The 15,530-nt window shown below is 48.8% G+C and carries 11 protein-coding genes; 6 read left to right on the top strand and 5 right to left on the bottom strand.

The genetic code is table 11. The features are described from left to right. Positions 1-46 precede the first annotated feature (46 nt). Positions 47-382 carry a DUF5522 domain-containing protein gene (locus tag EL633_RS05485; RefSeq protein ID WP_126626218.1) on the bottom strand — a complete coding sequence of 112 codons (336 nt, stop codon included), beginning with the start codon at positions 380-382 and terminating at the stop codon, positions 47-49. 189 nt (positions 383-571) lie between these two features. Continuing rightward, complete coding sequence (locus EL633_RS05480; protein ID WP_126626217.1) at positions 572-1,492, bottom strand: eIF2B alpha/beta/delta subunit family protein; 921 nt, start codon at positions 1,490-1,492, stop codon at positions 572-574. Positions 1,493-1,759: 267 nt separating this feature from the next. On the opposite strand from EL633_RS05480, the gene pdxR reads away from it, so the two are divergent. From pdxR to EL633_RS05465, 3 genes are all read left to right on the top strand, one after another. Then, positions 1,760-3,343, top strand: coding sequence for a MocR-like pyridoxine biosynthesis transcription factor PdxR (gene pdxR, locus EL633_RS05475; RefSeq protein ID WP_126626216.1), 1,584 nt, complete (start codon positions 1,760-1,762; stop codon positions 3,341-3,343). A gap of 192 nt (positions 3,344-3,535) precedes the next feature. Beyond that, entirely contained in the window at positions 3,536-5,149 is a 1,614-nt protein-coding gene (locus EL633_RS05470; RefSeq protein WP_126626215.1) for a gamma-glutamylcyclotransferase family protein, read from the top strand. Positions 5,150-5,179: 30 nt separating this feature from the next. Then, complete coding sequence (locus EL633_RS05465) at positions 5,180-5,476, top strand: GYD domain-containing protein (RefSeq protein ID WP_126626214.1); 297 nt, start codon at positions 5,180-5,182, stop codon at positions 5,474-5,476. Positions 5,477-5,530: 54 nt separating this feature from the next. Here the strand turns inward: EL633_RS05465 and EL633_RS05460 are convergent, their stop codons facing one another. Beyond that, positions 5,531-6,562 (bottom strand): gluconeogenesis factor YvcK family protein, encoded by a 1,032-nt coding sequence (locus EL633_RS05460; RefSeq protein ID WP_126626213.1) that lies wholly within the window; start codon positions 6,560-6,562, stop codon positions 5,531-5,533. A gap of 1,300 nt (positions 6,563-7,862) precedes the next feature. Here EL633_RS05460 and EL633_RS05455 point away from each other — a divergent pair. Together EL633_RS05455 and EL633_RS05450 are read left to right on the top strand one after the other, a co-directional pair. Further along, entirely contained in the window at positions 7,863-8,999 is a 1,137-nt protein-coding gene (locus EL633_RS05455; RefSeq protein ID WP_126626212.1) for a tetratricopeptide repeat protein, read from the top strand. A 224-nt stretch (positions 9,000-9,223) separates the two neighbouring features. Then, positions 9,224-10,174 carry an aldo/keto reductase gene (locus EL633_RS05450; protein WP_126626211.1) on the top strand — a complete coding sequence of 317 codons (951 nt, stop codon included), beginning with the start codon at positions 9,224-9,226 and terminating at the stop codon, positions 10,172-10,174. A gap of 236 nt (positions 10,175-10,410) precedes the next feature. Here the strand turns inward: EL633_RS05450 and EL633_RS05445 are convergent, their stop codons facing one another. Beyond that, positions 10,411-11,247, bottom strand: coding sequence for a hypothetical protein (locus EL633_RS05445; RefSeq protein WP_126626210.1), 837 nt, complete (start codon positions 11,245-11,247; stop codon positions 10,411-10,413). Between the two features lie 210 nt (positions 11,248-11,457). On the opposite strand from EL633_RS05445, the gene EL633_RS05440 reads away from it, so the two are divergent. Continuing rightward, a complete protein-coding gene (locus EL633_RS05440) occupies positions 11,458-12,828 on the top strand; it encodes a calcium:cation antiporter (RefSeq protein WP_126626209.1) in 1,371 nt (456 codons plus the stop codon). Between the two features lie 215 nt (positions 12,829-13,043). Here the strand turns inward: EL633_RS05440 and EL633_RS05435 are convergent, their stop codons facing one another. Then, the gene (locus EL633_RS05435) at positions 13,044-15,287 is read right to left on the bottom strand and encodes an inactive serine/threonine-protein kinase VRK3 (protein ID WP_126629350.1); all 2,244 of its coding nucleotides are present in this window, start codon (positions 15,285-15,287) and stop codon (positions 13,044-13,046) included. Between the last annotated feature and the right edge of the window lie 243 nt (positions 15,288-15,530).

Here is a 15,530-nt window from a genome sequence, read left to right as displayed (position 1 = left end):
CATGTGGGCATGTTAGAATGGGAGAAGATGCAAACCTCATCTTCTCTCATTTTATTATGCCCCAGCGCTCCAATAGCACGTTGTAGTGGTCGATCATTGCCTGATGATATTCCTTCTCGTCTAAGGAGCATGATTTTAGTTGTTGCTGATGATAATCCAGTAGCGCCTGGGCAGCAGCGCTTGATTTGGGGGAGACACGGGCGCGTTTAATGCATTCGGCTGGAAGTGGTTGCCAGTTAGGATTGTTTCGCCAGTTAATATATGGACAATTGCGGCACTTGTTGGAACAACAGTAGCCACGGCGTATCAGATATCCCCTCGTTGCCACGTATAATCCGTTTGCCGTAACCTCCCAATCCTCTTCTTCCTTCCTCGAATACATGATTGAACCTTTCCCTATGCCGTTTGATTGCAGTTTTTTGATACTGCTGTGCTTCATTGGTGATATATTTTAATATATTGTAGAGTATTGTAGCTGAAAAAATCAGGACAAGACAAGGTGGGCAGATATATAGTAGCTATCAACCGGGAGGTTGTCCTGCTCTTTTCTGTTTATGTGGTCAGATTGGATTTATGGCTGCCATCTGGCTAAAATGCGCTCATTGGTCCGTGTGGTGACCGCGATTTCACGGATCCCTCGACGGTCCAGAATGCCGTTTTCGCTGATCACGTGGGTGACCAGACGATAAAGGGTATGGTCAAAATAAAAGTTGCGCACTTCAATACCAGATGGTGCTTCGGCAAAAACTTCGCTGGCCTCTTTCTCTTCAAGCAGGTCGAAGTTACTGGCCTGACGGGCCGGATCATGTTCATACCAGCGGTTGGGCGAGATTTTCAGCGTTTCGCTTAAAACATAGAAGGGGATATTCCGTCCATGGGCCGCCCAGGCGAGCAGGGCGGTACCAGCCTTATTCAAGATGTCGCCATTAACGAGAATACTATCGGCCCCTACGACAACGCCCTGGCACAGTGGTAGAAAGATATCCGCCTGGGCATCTGTAATCAAAGTAACGGCTATTCCTTTCGCCTGTAGTGCCCTCGCCATTTCGCGTCCTTCATACCGTGGTCGCCCCTCAAGGACCGTGACACGCTCGATCTGATCTTTGTGAGCCAGCAGGACATCCAGGACGGTGCCAGAGATGCTACAGGTCATAAGATGTCCCTTTAAGTAAGGTTGCGCATGTTCCGCGATCTGTTGGGTGGCGCTTTCATAGGTCGTGAGCAATTGTTGGGCTTCATGCGCGATGGCTTCAACCCCTTCATCATGGACATGGACCACCCGGGCAACGGCACTGGCAAGTGCTCCCATGGCTGGCCTGGCCCCCGCCAATTGTCTGGCACTACTGGCCAGTAATTGCAGGCGTTGCGGCTCTGATAATTGGGTATCTTGTGCCAGATCCTTGAGAATAGAGATCGCTTCCTTCACAAGCCAGCGGGATCCGTGTTCTCGATCTGAGCATATCTGTTGAATACGCTGTTCTAATGACTCCATAAATACTATTTTACATCCCAAATCTACAAAGAATCAATTTTAATACTGCTTGTTCTGGTTCGTCTTTTCAGTAAGCTAGACGATGCGGTTTAGTGGACCACAACTTTCAGCCCCCTGAATACGCTAGACTGAATCGCATCACTAAGCCTGCCTGTTTTTTTCCACTTTCTCCATTTGGACTGCTTATTGCCTTCACAATTGGCCCTTGTTCTTACGCTATTGGATTGGTTACACTGGATAGTAATAGCAACCAATAGGGGGATATTTATGGGGCAGAACAGACCAAATCACCAGCCATTACCATTTTTTACGGCATCAATTAGCTCACTTGTACAGCTTGAGCGTGCGAACGGCATCCCTCTCTATCGTCAGATCAGCCTGGGATTACGTGAGGCTATTCTGTCTGGTGCTTTGCCTGAAGGGACGCGCCTGCCGCCCGAGCGTTCTCTCGCGCAGGAACTGGGGGTGAATCGCACGACGATTATGAATGCCTATAATGACCTGTCGAGTGAAGGATTGATTGAAGGTCATGTAGGACGAGGTACGCTGGTAAAGCGTAGCAGTTTGCAGATAGATGATGATTATTTTGAGCAGGCCACACCCTCCTGGCTCCTGGGCCTGTCAGCCAGTGAAGATGCCCTGCTGGGTCCGGATGCTCGCTTCTTGAGTGAGATCTCGTCAATGGAGGAGCGGCAGGAGATTATCTCATTGGCTCAGGGCACGCCGCCTCCTGATATGTTACCGGCAGAGGTGATCCAATCGCTGATGGCAAACAATCTGGCGAACGCCCGTCAGAGCGCGTTAGGCTATTGTCCGATGGATGGGTTATTGAGCCTGCGACGTGGTATCGCAGCCCGGATGCGCCAACGCGGCGTCCAGGTTGATGTCCAGAATATTTTGATCCTGTCCGGCTCTACACAGGGACTAGGCTTGATTGGGCGCTTTCTATTGACACCGGGTGATGAGGTTGTCGTCGAGGTGCCAACGTATCTGGGGGCGATCCAGATGTTCCGCGCGCTTGGTGCCCGTATCATTGGTATTCCAACCGATAATGAAGGGATGCGTGTTGACCTGTTAGAGGCAATACTGGCTCGTCGTCAGCCACGCTTTATCTACACGTTACCAACTTTTCAGAATCCCACCGGGGCCGTTATGTCCCTTGCGCGCCGTCGCCGTCTGCTCCAATTGGCCAGGCGTTACCAGGTTCCGATTGTTGAGGACGATGCCTATGGCGAGATCTACTTTGGGGACAAGGCACCCGAGCCACTCAAGGCCCTGGATACCTATGGCAATGTGTTGTATCTGAGCACCTATTCCAAGATGCTGGCACCTGGACTACGGGTAGCCTGGCTGACGGCTCCTGTACCAATGATTGAGCGCTTGAGTTTATACAAGCAGACATTTGATCTGAATACCAATGCGATTGGTCAGTGGATTATCTCTGAGATGATTCGGCGCAATCTGCTAGATGAACATCTACAATTGGCACGTCAATGCTATCAACAGAAATTGGCATTGATGTTAGAGGCTATTGAAACCTATTGGCCGGCAGGTGGACGTGTCCATCCACCGACTGGAGGCATGCATCTCTGGTATCGCCTTCCCGGTGATATGCGTGCGCGCCACCTGTTGCGCGAAGCTGTCCATGAACAGGTTGCCTTTGTCATGGGAGAATTATTTCATGTCGATGGGGGCGGCCATCACTACCTACGCCTCAGCTTTGCTGCGCCTGAAGAAAAGCACATTACCGAAGGCATACGCCGTATCGGTATCGCTATGAGACGTTTACTGGCACGTAGAACGCCTTCGGGGGAGCAAGACTCACCCATAGAACGCTTACCAATAGTTTGACCTGGTAGAGATTTGGAGCCTTGTAATTGGTTGCTCTTTAGCATTTTGGCGGTACATATTAAATCTGGTTCCTTCCCCCATTAGTCCTAGTGATTTGGTAGACATGGGCAATATGAGTATCTTAGCATGATAGAAGCTGTAATTTTGATTGGTCTGGTGGGTAATGGAATGGAAGGAGTGTGTACAATCAAGATGGAGCCAAAACCGCAGCAACCGCAGTTTGATGAAGCGCAACAAAAGTCAAAAAATGAAGTAACATCAGAAGCTGTCGAGCAACAAGAACAGACGAGCGAAGAGGTCGTTCCTGGTGTACCCATTGTGCGTAGTAATACCCCACGTCCGCTTTCTTATGAAATGATGATTTCTTCGGGGGGACAGTATCAAGGTATCGCCCAGCAGGATTCCGCCCCGATTCCAACCTTTCCCGCTAAAGCTCCCTCGGCTCCACCGGTACCTGAAGAGTTTGGCGAGCGCGTCCCTGAGAAGTCGTTGATCTCGTCGGCGACCACGGGACAAGTTAAGTCCGCTGAAGATACGCAAGAATTTATCTGGCTCTTCGAATACGGTCTAGAGATGGATGCCGCGATCCTGAATAGTCCTGAACGGCTGGCCGGTATGGCTTTGCTTTATGGTCCGGCAGTCCTGAAGGGCTATTCTTTAATCGTGGGGGCGCAGCGCATCCATGGCAGTACAGGACCTACGATTGTGGCGATCAGTCCGAGTCAGGAACCCGATGCTGAAGTGTGGGGTGTGTTGTATCGTATTCCACGACGCCTGTCAGAGCCGACTGAGGATGATCCATCCTTACTAGATACTATCCATGCTGCGATAGTGCCGCAAAAATTTTTTAAGGGAGTTCCGGTCGTGGTGTATGAGACCTATCGGGAGCGTGAGTTAACCAGTGTGACCTATGTAGCGACGGAGATGGCTTATCAGCAGTTGCATTTTGCTCTGGCTGAGCATGGTACTGATGATCAGGCGTTTATGCACCGTCTGGCAACGATTGCGCAGAAGCAGAAGTTACCTGAACACTATATACAAAGTTGTCTTCAGCAGCGCCAGAGTGGTGAGCGAGAGAGTGTAGATAATGAAGCATTGATTGGCCAGCATTCGATACGCATGAGCGCGACGAATAGTTCTTTGGAGGAGCGTGCTCTGCATCAACATAGCTCGCCCGGCCAATATACCTTGCGCTCATCAGAGAGCGCGGATCGCCGTTCATCGCAGATCTCTGAAGTGCGTTCATCGCACATACCTCCGAGTATGTTGCCACTTCCCGCCAGTGAGATGGCGCTCAACAATGAACATAATACTGAGCCACTACCAGCCTTTAAAGAGCGTTTATTGCCATCGTCTGAGTTAGTGCCACGCCCATTCATTTCACAGCCATCCCCTTCTGCGCAACGCTGGTTCATTGCTTTTGCTGTCTATCTGGTATGCCTGTTACTGCTAGTTTTAATTTTTGCCGTCATTCAAGGACTTGGCGTCGTCAATACTATTTTCAATAACAATTTTACACCTCTGGGGGTGCCATGGTTGGTCATGACATATGGACTCCTGGGTGGCTGTATCAGTTGTATTTTGACACTGGGACGTTTACAGGTTGATCGTCCACCAACCTTTATTGTGATTACCTGGTTTACCCGTCCATTTATCGGTTCCATTCTCGCTGTTTTAAGCTATATTTTATTGACCAGTGGTATGTTTGCCTGGAGCCAACAGGGGAATGGCAATATTGCCTTCTTCTCACTGGTTGGAGCTCTGGCAGGATTATGCGAGGGCCGCGTCTTTTTTCATCGGTCTTGAGCGAAGGTTGAATAGCCATGTGGGGGATGTATGCCAACTTACATTAGTTTGGTGAACTTGTCTGAGCAGGGTGTGAAGGAGGCCCGGAATGCTCCTGAGCGGCTGCATAACTTTGAAGCGGCATTGGTAGAGGCAGGGGGGAAACTTCTTGGCTTTTATCTGGTGATGGGACAGTACGATTATATTGCGATTACGCAAGCGCCTGACGATCAGACCGCGGCCCATATCATTCTGAAAACGTTAGCACACGGAAGTTTACGTATTCAAACCTTGCGCGCTTTTCCCCGTGATGAATTCGAGTCAATTGCTCATGGTTTAAGCTTTTAATGGCCGGCGGGATAATGACTTGTGAAGGTTATCCCGCCAGTATCTCTTCTCTATTTAGTCTAAATCGGTACTGAAAATGGCATGCATGACGCGCTCTGGATCGTGACGAGCCAGAGAATCGCCTTCAAAGTTGAAGCGTCCGACCACTACACTGGGTACCATACGCTCTAGTTGGTCTCGGTCAATTGCTACCGGGTGACCACCTTTTTCCGCGTATGCCTTAAGCACCTCCGGCAGGAAAGTTCCGTCATTGAGTAGCACACGATCGACGCGTGCCCCTAAATAATGATGAATTGTATTGACGAAGTCCGATGCTTTGTAGTTATCTGTCTCGCCATGCTTGGTCATCAAGTTACAGATATATATCTTCTCCGCATCCGATTCACGGACTGCACGAGCAATTTCAGGCACCAGCAGATTGGGTAGCAGGCTGGTATACAGATCTCCAGGACCAATAATGATCGTATCGGCCCGACGAATCGCGCGTATAGCCTGTTGACAGCCAGGAGCATCCTCAGGCACCAGTCGTAGATGTTGGATTGGTGAGAGGGAGCCAGGCTGTTTCTCGCCACGTGTATCTATGTCGGTTTCGCTACAGACCGAGGTGCCATCCTCTAGATCCGCGCAGATGGTCGTTTGAGCCAGAGTGACCGGTACCACATTTCCCGCAGTATCCAGTAGTTCTTGCGCATCCTCAATGGCCAGCAAAAGATCTTCATTATTGATATCCTGCAAGCCCTTAAGAATCAAATTTCCCAGGCTGTGTCCACCGACACCATTGACTACCTGCTCATCCCTGCTTTCTTCCGCTTTCTCAAAGCGATGCATAAAAACTTCGCGCCAGAGAGCTCCGTTGCGCGCAAGTGCTACCAGTGACATACGAAGATCACCCAACGGCAACTGCCGTCGAAACTCATCCATCAGTCGACGGGAGCTACCACCGCTATCTGACATATTCACCACAGCCGTGATATTGAACTGATACTTCTTGATATGTGAAAGCAGTGAAAATGTTCCTGATCCTCCACCGATAGTTACAATACGGCGTCCTGCAAATTGATCTCCCGTGCGGTAATTCCTCTGCACCAGGTTTCTCCTTCGGCTGATTTCAGGTTCGTTATCCACAATATATTCCTCTACATAAAACACATATATATTCAAATGCGTGCACTGCTGTGCATAATTGCACTCAGCACATGCATCGTATATATACGTATAGGACTATCATTTTTCCTCTATACTTATCTGCTCAACAAATAAAAGATTGTTTTTCTATACCCTGCCACAGGTATATCCACACACCATCTGTTCGCAAGGATGAGTTTGCCCATCTATATTCCGGCTCACACTTCCTTGCCTGTTATAAACAATCGGAAAAAAGTAAATTTGCAATATCTATGCGTTTCCAGATAGCTATTTAGTTACTCTATAAGACTTCATGAGACAATAGCGCCCGCTACGCGGGCGGGAAAGGGGGATTAACCCAGGACGCAGCCCTGGAACCCAGTCAGAGGATGGCCATCCCCCTGCTCTTTACTATAGAGTAGAAAGAAACTGCTATAACGGTCCCCATCACCTGGTTTTCATATGTGGTGAGATCGAGGGCCGCCACAACCGCCCTCGATCTCACCACATATGAAAATACAGATGAGCGCCGCAGGCGCGAGGCATCAAAACAAAAGATGAATATCACGCCAGCTATAACCTTCCGACAGTTTATCACGGCAGTATACCCCATGCAAGAGCTATTCTTTACTATGCTCACTGTTTGCGCTTTTAAAGAATAGCTTCAGTTTACTGACTCCGAATCAATAATACTGATATACAATCTATGCTGTCTTTTAAACCGCTAATATATCTACCTGACAGCAATTCTTTTTCTCTAATCTATCATGTTTTTACTGACATAGGTACTGTCTTCTTGTGTAAGGAGCATAATTACGCTATACTTTTTGCAACGGGAATCTCTTGAGGCTTTGTGGGCGCGGCCTCGGGGCGCAAGAATCCCGTTCTATTTTTTGCAAAAACAACTCCTCGCCTTGCAAATCCCCCACTGATTCATGTACATTATTCATGTGCGTCCATTTATATTTATTACTTTTCTTGCGTAACTTATTCCACTAATAGGGAGAATGTTCTATTGTCCATGCAATGTAGGTACGTAGAATTTAATAATAATAACCCTTATTAGTCTTATCAAGTATCAACCATTCGCTAGAGACTACCCAAATACTTGCGATGGACAAAATCAGGTAATTTAGCAGTTATTTATATTTGATTACCCTATGCTTGAGGATTTGCTTCTCGTATACTTTAAATGTTATGTACACCCATAAAGGCAATTGTGCTATAATTGCTCTTACTTTTGTTAGGGAGGAATGTGCTTGTGACTCAGAATGCGGATAGCAAGATGATACTTTATCGAGCCAGGTTATTAGTGGAAGAGGGAAGATATGATGCAGCTCTTGAGGCGCTCACTACGATGCAGCTTGAAGACGAAAAGCAGCAACAAGATGTAGCATATCTGCTTGGCTGGTGTTATATCCTGCGTCAACAGTGGGAGGACGCGCTGGCTACACTTTCACCTTTGCTGGTGGGGTTGGATGAACGTCTGGACGTTGAGACCCCACAAGAACGCGAGCGTCATGCTATGGCCCTGTTACGGCTTGGTATCGCGGCCGTCAATCTTTCCACCTATGAGGATGCCTCTCTTCACTTTATACGCTGCCTGAAAGTTTTACATGATCGCCGCGTACATCTGCCAGTCGTAAGGATCCATGCCCGCTATTATCTGGCGATGACTTGCCTGATGCGTGGATTATATGGCCCTGCATTAGAGAATTATGAGGAGGCCATTCGTCTTTGTTCCCACTATGCTAATGATGCGGCTTTACCTGATATTTATTATGGTATCTGTGATGTCTATCGCAAGACGGATGAACTGGTAAAGTCTTATGAGGCCGGCCAGGAAGCGTTGCGCTTATATATGCAGCGCGAGAATCAACAGATGGCGGCTCGTATGCATAATTTGCTTGGCCAGGTATGCCTGCAAATGGGCGATTATCGTGAGGCGTCCGATCATTATACAGAGTCTCTAGCTATTGCCACCAGCTATCAGGGACCGACGCTGGCAATGCTGAATTGTGCCGCGATGGCCGAGGTGCGCCTGGCCGAGCAGCGTCTCCTGGAGGCAAAGCGTTATTGCCAGCTGGCCTTGAATACTATGGAGCAGATTGATGATAAACATATGGAAGGACGCGTTTATCATGTCATTGCTAAGGTAACTCATGCGGCAGCTGAGAAGGAAACGGGTGATCAGCAACGGAAGTTATTGGAAGAGACTGTTTCCTGGTATGAGAAAGCCAAAACATGTCTGGCCGCTACCCAGGCTTATGCCGATGAAGCTGAGATTTATGGTGGCTGGGCGCAGACCCTTGAGGAACTTGGTCGGGTGACAGAGGCGATAGAGTGCTGGCGCTCCGGCTATGTTGTTTTGCACCAATCCAAAGAGGATCCTAGATAAGCTTAATAAATAATACGGGGGGCAAAAAATGTGGCATGCCACATTTTTGCCCCCGTATTATTTATTAAGCCAGGTCCCCTTGCTTCTAATTTACCCATCTGTTCTTTGTGCTATGTCTGTATAGATTAGTACCGGTAATGTTATGTCCGCTGTATACAACGGAGATCTCTGACCGTGCGTATAACAAGCAGCATATTTGGTTTTATGAGGAGCGTAGCTTTTTTATGATTGGAACTGATCAACGTCAATTGGGCGCGACGGGAATTTCCGTACCTGCGCTGGGTATTGGTACCTGGAGTTGGGGCGATACTGGACTCTGGGGCTATGGTAAATCGTTTACACGTGATGATATCACGCAGGCATACAAGCTTTGTCTGGATAATGGTTTGAATTTTTTTGATACTGCCGAAATTTATGGTAAAGGTGAATCTGAGCGTATCCTGGGTGAGTGCAGGCGGCAGGATGGTCGTCCGATCCTGATTGCCAGTAAATTTGCTCCTTTGCCTAAACGTTTCTCGTCAAAGACGCTACTGGATGCGCTGGATGCTACCCTGGAGCGCCTTGGTGTCGAGCAGATCGACCTGTATCAGATCCACTGGCCTTATACTTTTCTGAGTATAAATGGGTTGATGGATGCGCTGGCTGAAGCTGTGCGAGCGGGTAAGGTGCGCGCGGTGGGTGTAAGTAATTATAGCGCCAAGCAGATGCAGCAGGCTCATGCCCGTCTGGCGCGCCACGATATTCCACTGGCCTCAAACCAGGTGGAGTATAGTCTGCTCCATCGTTCGCCCGAATCCAAGGGGGTATTGGAGGCTTGCCGAGAATTAGATGTGGCACTGATCGCCTATAGTCCGTTGGCTAAAGGCATTTTAACCGGCAAATATCGTCAGGGTAAGGAGCCGTTACCTTCATTTCAGCGGCGCTTAATGTCAAATTTTGGCCGTAAGCAGCAAGAAAAAATGGAGCCATTGTTTGTAGCGATGGAAGCGGCGGCCCAGGCTCATGATAAGACATTTGCCCAGGTGGCCCTCAACTGGCTGCTGTCCACCGACGCACATATCATCCCTATTCCTGGTGCCAAGACAATCCGCCAGGCACAGGAGAACGCTGGCGCGCTTGGATGGCAATTGAGCGATGCTGAATATACCAGTATCTCCAGAGCGATTCAACCGTAATTAAGCCGCACTCGGGCGCTAAAGCGCCCATGCTTTTTATAAATGTGGTGTGTGATCGTGTGCAAAGCACACGATCACACACCACATTTATAAGATAATTTTCACGATTTTGGAGCTCCAAAGGTTTTAAGTGTGCTATCAAAAAAATGAGTTTTTCTCACTTTTACAGCACGCTTAAAAGAATCGTGAGCGCTTTAACGTCTGCGTGTGGCAATTAAACACCATCTTATTAAAGCTTATGGCTCTGCTTTCAAGCGTACAAGTATAATACCCAGCCAGATAATCCAGCAGGCAAAAAGTAATGTTGCCAGGGTAGTCAGGGTACTTTGTCCGCTGCCCGCCGCGCTGGCTACCGCCACTGCACTGATACAGAGCATGGCACCAATAAAGAGCGATGCATACCCAAAGGCAACCCACACTCCCGGCCAGAGATTTTTTCCTGTGCGTGCAATCATGGCGCCAAAGAACAGGCAGCCGAGTCCGATCAAACCTGTCCCAATGACATTGGTAATCAGTGAGAAGATCGGAGATAGGGTCGTAACACTATTCTGTATGGCGCTTCCCGTACTGTTGGCTGCCAGAAAGAGATATGCGGTGTTGACCGTACTCCCGAGCAAATAAATGCTCAGCCCGATTACACCCAGCCAGGCTGCCAGGACCACAAAACCTTTGCCGCGCCATGGATGTTCCGGCAATCCATCATCTTCCTCCTCAACCTCTTCGTCTTCGGTCTCCTCGCCCTCCTGATCCTGGCGAGCCGCCTCTTCTCGTTCCTGCTGGTCCATCAACTCCTGAGCCACAATGATGCGATGCAGATTGAAAGGGAAGGTAATTAAGAGCAAGAAGGCACAAATAAGGAGTAACCGATAAATCAAGAATGAGATCGAATGTGTCCCGATCCAGGCCAGATAAGCTGTATAGCGGCCAGCACCTGTGGCTTCTAGCGCGTTGCTAAAGCCAGTCGGGCCTAGAATAATAACCTGATAAAGTGGTACTCCCAGCAGCAGGAGTAGGCCACCGATAATATAATAGCTTCCGTTTGTGCGGAGCCTGGCCAGTAAGCTACGTTTCATACCTAAAAACCTTTGTGCAAGTAATGATCAAAATAGATAGCATTTTATTTCCATTAGAGAGTATGGCAAAAGTAGGCAGGTTTATGCAAGGGGCTTACGTTTATTTTCTACTTTGTCCCTATCTTATAAAAAGCGAACGTGTAACTCTACAGGTGAGCTATGCGTATACAACGTATGGATTTAGATCCAGGATAATTGGGGAGGAATTAAATGCCGCGTTGGTTGTATTTCTTATTAGTCTTTTCTGGTATAGCTGTTGTTCTTGAATATGTGCCTCTACCTTTTCATGTTCCGCCGCTGGTGCTTTTTGTGATTGCTGCACTGGGCATTGTGCCGCTGGCTGCTTTGATCGGGCAATCGGTAGAAGAGGTGGCTGAACATACGGGTGAGCGTATTGGTGGATTGCTATTCGCAACATTCGGTAATGCGACTGAACTTATCATTGGCATTATCTCTCTTAGTAAGGGATTAGTGGATGTGGTAAGTGCCACCATTATTGGTACAGTGCTGGGCAATGTCTTGCTCGTAATGGGTGTATCGGTCTGTGTTGGTGGCTTCAAGCATGGTCGACTGGAATTTGATCGGCGTTCAGCCAGTCAGTATGCGTCTTTACTGGCGCTGTCGATTGGTGGACTATTGTTACCGACAATTGCGGAACTGTTTGCTACACGGGCGAATCAACCGCTGGTCGCTGAGCGAGGCATTTTGCTTTCGGATGTTATCGCGGTCGCCCTGTTGATTGGCTATGTGGCCTCAATCTTGTTTAGTGTCTTCCGTATTGGTGACAAGCCGGAGAATGACGAAACCGATATGGAGCCGCTGGTTGGTGCGCGTTCAGCGGCTGCTATCTTACGTTTGCTCTCATATCGCCAGCATGTGGCACAGAGCGCTGTGGCGGGCAAGAGTGGTGTATTGAAGCGTATTGACGGCACGGTAGATGCTATCGTTGCCCATGAGTCCAGGCAAAGCTCTGAAGCAGGTGGTGGGGTAGCTGTAAAGGCAGAAGCAGATGGCAATACTCCATCGCTGGATAATGTATTGTCTCATCCCGGGATGACCAGGCAGACTGAGAAGAAAGAGGCTGAGCATGAGGGTGCGAAGGTACCGCTCTGGCGCAGCCTGGTATTCCTGGCCCTGGCAACCGTGGGTGTCGCCATTATCTCCGAGATTCTGGTAGGAACGATTGAGCCAATGACCGCAGTTCTCCACTGGAATCCTGCCTTTGTTGGACTGGTCTTTATTCCCTTAATTGGTGGCTTGCCTGAATACTTCAATACCATTTCGATGGCGTTGGATAAACGTATTGGTATGGTCTTGTCCGCTTCGGCTGGTTCCTCGATCCAGATTGCTTTGTTGATGGCGCCGATTCTGGTGCTTGTCAGTTTGTTTATGCCGATGCGACTGGACCTGGTCTTTAGTCTGGTTGAGCTGGCGGTGCTGGCCCTGGCTACCTTCCTCTTCAGTGAAATTACCAAGGATGGGGAACTGGTCTGGCTGGAAGGATTATTGTTGATTTTGCTCTATGTGATGATGGGCAGTACCATTTTCTTATTTGGTGATGCACCAATAGTTCCTAAATAACGCCATGTGCAAGTTGTATCCCTCACACCTCGCGCCTACGGCGCTCGCTTGTTTTGAGGAGGAACATGGCGAGGCGGTCGCGACCGCCTCGCCATGTTCCTCCTCAAAAGAGTGGGTATGTGGAAAATTTGCACATGACGTTAAATAAATAAAGACAGTAGCACACTAATAAAAGGAGCAGGCAACCGAGATCGCCTGCTCCTTTTATTAGTGTGCTATAAGGGAATGGAAAGGACGTTGTGGCCTTCGCGTCCGCTCTGGACGAGGTGGGAGATGAAGAGCTCGATTACAAAGGGCTTTTCATACAGTGGATTGCGATTACTATCCATAAAGAAGATGTGCAGACGTTCACGGCGACCGCTGGGGCCGCTGCTCAATGGTTGCATGGGCATAGTGATCTCAGCAACGTAGCCTGCGGCTGGAATGTTGACATCAGCCTGCTGCACGATGTAGGCGTAATTTTGATACAGAGCGGAGCGCACTTCAATATGCACCGTTTCTTCTTCGCCCAGCGCACTTAAGCCTCCGGTCTCGGGATTGATGTTGGTTTTGGTTCGTCCCATAATGTTGACGCGGATTGAGTAGCTTTGATTGGGCTGGATGCGCATAGGTGTCTCAATCAATGCTGCGGCCGATGTGTTATGTTGTGGCTCTCCAAGGATGAAGCGCTGCATACGTTGGAGCAGTGAGTTATCTTTGCCGGCGCCATTTAATCCAGCTGTGGTGTCTTTAGGATGACGTAGTTTGGCTAAGCCTGGCAGGGAGCCACTGATGACATTTTTAAGGTGATCAAGCGATAAATCTCTTGAGCCCGAGGGCGTTTCTGGCTTATCATGTATAGCGCTATTTTTTTCCGCTTCGGTTACAGGTGGACCCGCAAGGGAGGTCTCGGATTGAGCGGCACGGGCCGCCAGGGCGGCTTCAAACGAGTCGCTTTTAATCAGGACGGTTGCCAGTTGGGCTATATCCTGCTGTGGAGCCACATTTGCTTGTTCTGGCTGCTTTTCCATCGGCGCTGCAAGAGGGGTTGGTTTTTCACTGTGAGCCAGTTCAGGTGCCTCTGTGTTTGACTGACTGACTGTATCTGTTTCAATAGGAGTCTGAGTCAGCGCCCGATCTTGATTTGAGTGAGGATATGGATTGCTGAGATCCTCCTGGACTTGCTTTTCCACCATCTCTGCATCGTTCTGTTTCTGATATGCCGACCCTTTTTCCACTATTGCCTCCCCGCTTAGTTGTGCTGGCAACCCTAATTTGCTGGTTTTAATCCTTGATAGATAACGTCGAGCCATCCGGGCCTGAAGTGGGACAATGGAAATGGTCATATCTTCAGAATCAGTGGCTTCATCATCTTCATTATCTCTATTATTGTTCTTATCGACCAGATTTGAAGATCCAGGTATGGCATTTTTGTCTTTGATCGCTGAGGTTTCGATTGGCGCTGTACGGTAACCGTCATGGGTTTGCGGCAAAAATTGCTGTAGCGCTTCTGAGAACTCACTGGCACTCTGATAACGCAATTCTCTTTGAAGGGATAACGCCTGCATTACCACCATATCTAAAGTACTATCGATATGTGGATTGCGGTCACGTAGAGAAGGTAGTGGCTGCTGGAGTCGTTTGTTGGCGTCATCGGGAGTGACTCCTACCAGGAGCAGATAAAGGATCGCGCCCAGACTATAGACATCTGAGCGGGGCTCTATATCGCCGCGTAATACCTCTGGTGCGGAAAATGGTGACGCATTGGCATGGTTCAATGGCTGCGGTACCAGTTCTCGCAGTAGATCCGGTAACCATGACACAATCAGGAGTGGCTCACCACTATAATTATGCTGACTCAGCAGTATCGTAGCTGGATCAATCTGGCCCAGTAGAATTTCCAGGTGGTGTATCTGTTCCAGGGCGCGGCTCAGACGATAGATCCAGTTAATGGCGACCTGTTCTTCAGGTAGCCCCAGGCCACTCTGGAGGATATCTTGCAAGGTTGAGATATGGTGATTAGGGCGACCGCTATGCTCTTCTTTCGCCAGGGCAAATGGCCAGCCAGCGATCACATACAAATGGCCATTGTAGTAGCGTAGATCGACCAGTGGCATAATCCCTGGGATCCGTTGCCGGCGTAGAAGATCGTATTCTGCTTGTACGGCCGCAATAGCTTGAGCCCGGTTCTCTTCATCTAACGTAGTAATATCTATATCATGAATAACCACCGGGCGTTGTTGTTGGGTATCAAGGGCCAGCAGTACCTGTGTCGGCGGTTGTCGCCGTAGCAATGAAGTGATACGATAACGGTCAGAGATATCAACGTTTTTTGGGGAAGATTTATCACCGCTATGTTTCTCGACCCGCTCACCACATTGTCCACAGAAGGTAGCCGAGGGAGGCAGCTCTGTGTTGCAACGAGTGCATCGTACTATTTCAGGTTGAGTTTGATCGAGAGATGTATGTGTTAAGCTCATGCCACAATTACGCCCTTTTTCATGAAACTATCTATGCTTAACACAAATTATAGCACACCCGATGTGTTCACGTGCCATCGAAATGCGATCGTGGACACCGCATACTCGCGGCTTGTGCAGTCGTTATAGCTCAGCAACTGTTAATTGATCAGCTCAATTATGCGCAAACGTTGCAACCTGCTAGACAACTGTACCTATAAGTATAAACGGTATGCCATAGGTCCTGGTGTGATAAGCAGAAGG

It is taken from the genome of Dictyobacter alpinus (genome assembly GCF_003967575.1).
Taxonomy (GTDB): domain Bacteria; phylum Chloroflexota; class Ktedonobacteria; order Ktedonobacterales; family Ktedonobacteraceae; genus Dictyobacter; species Dictyobacter alpinus.
Note: the sequence above shows the minus strand (reverse complement) of the source record. Positions and strands in the feature narration are given on the sequence as shown.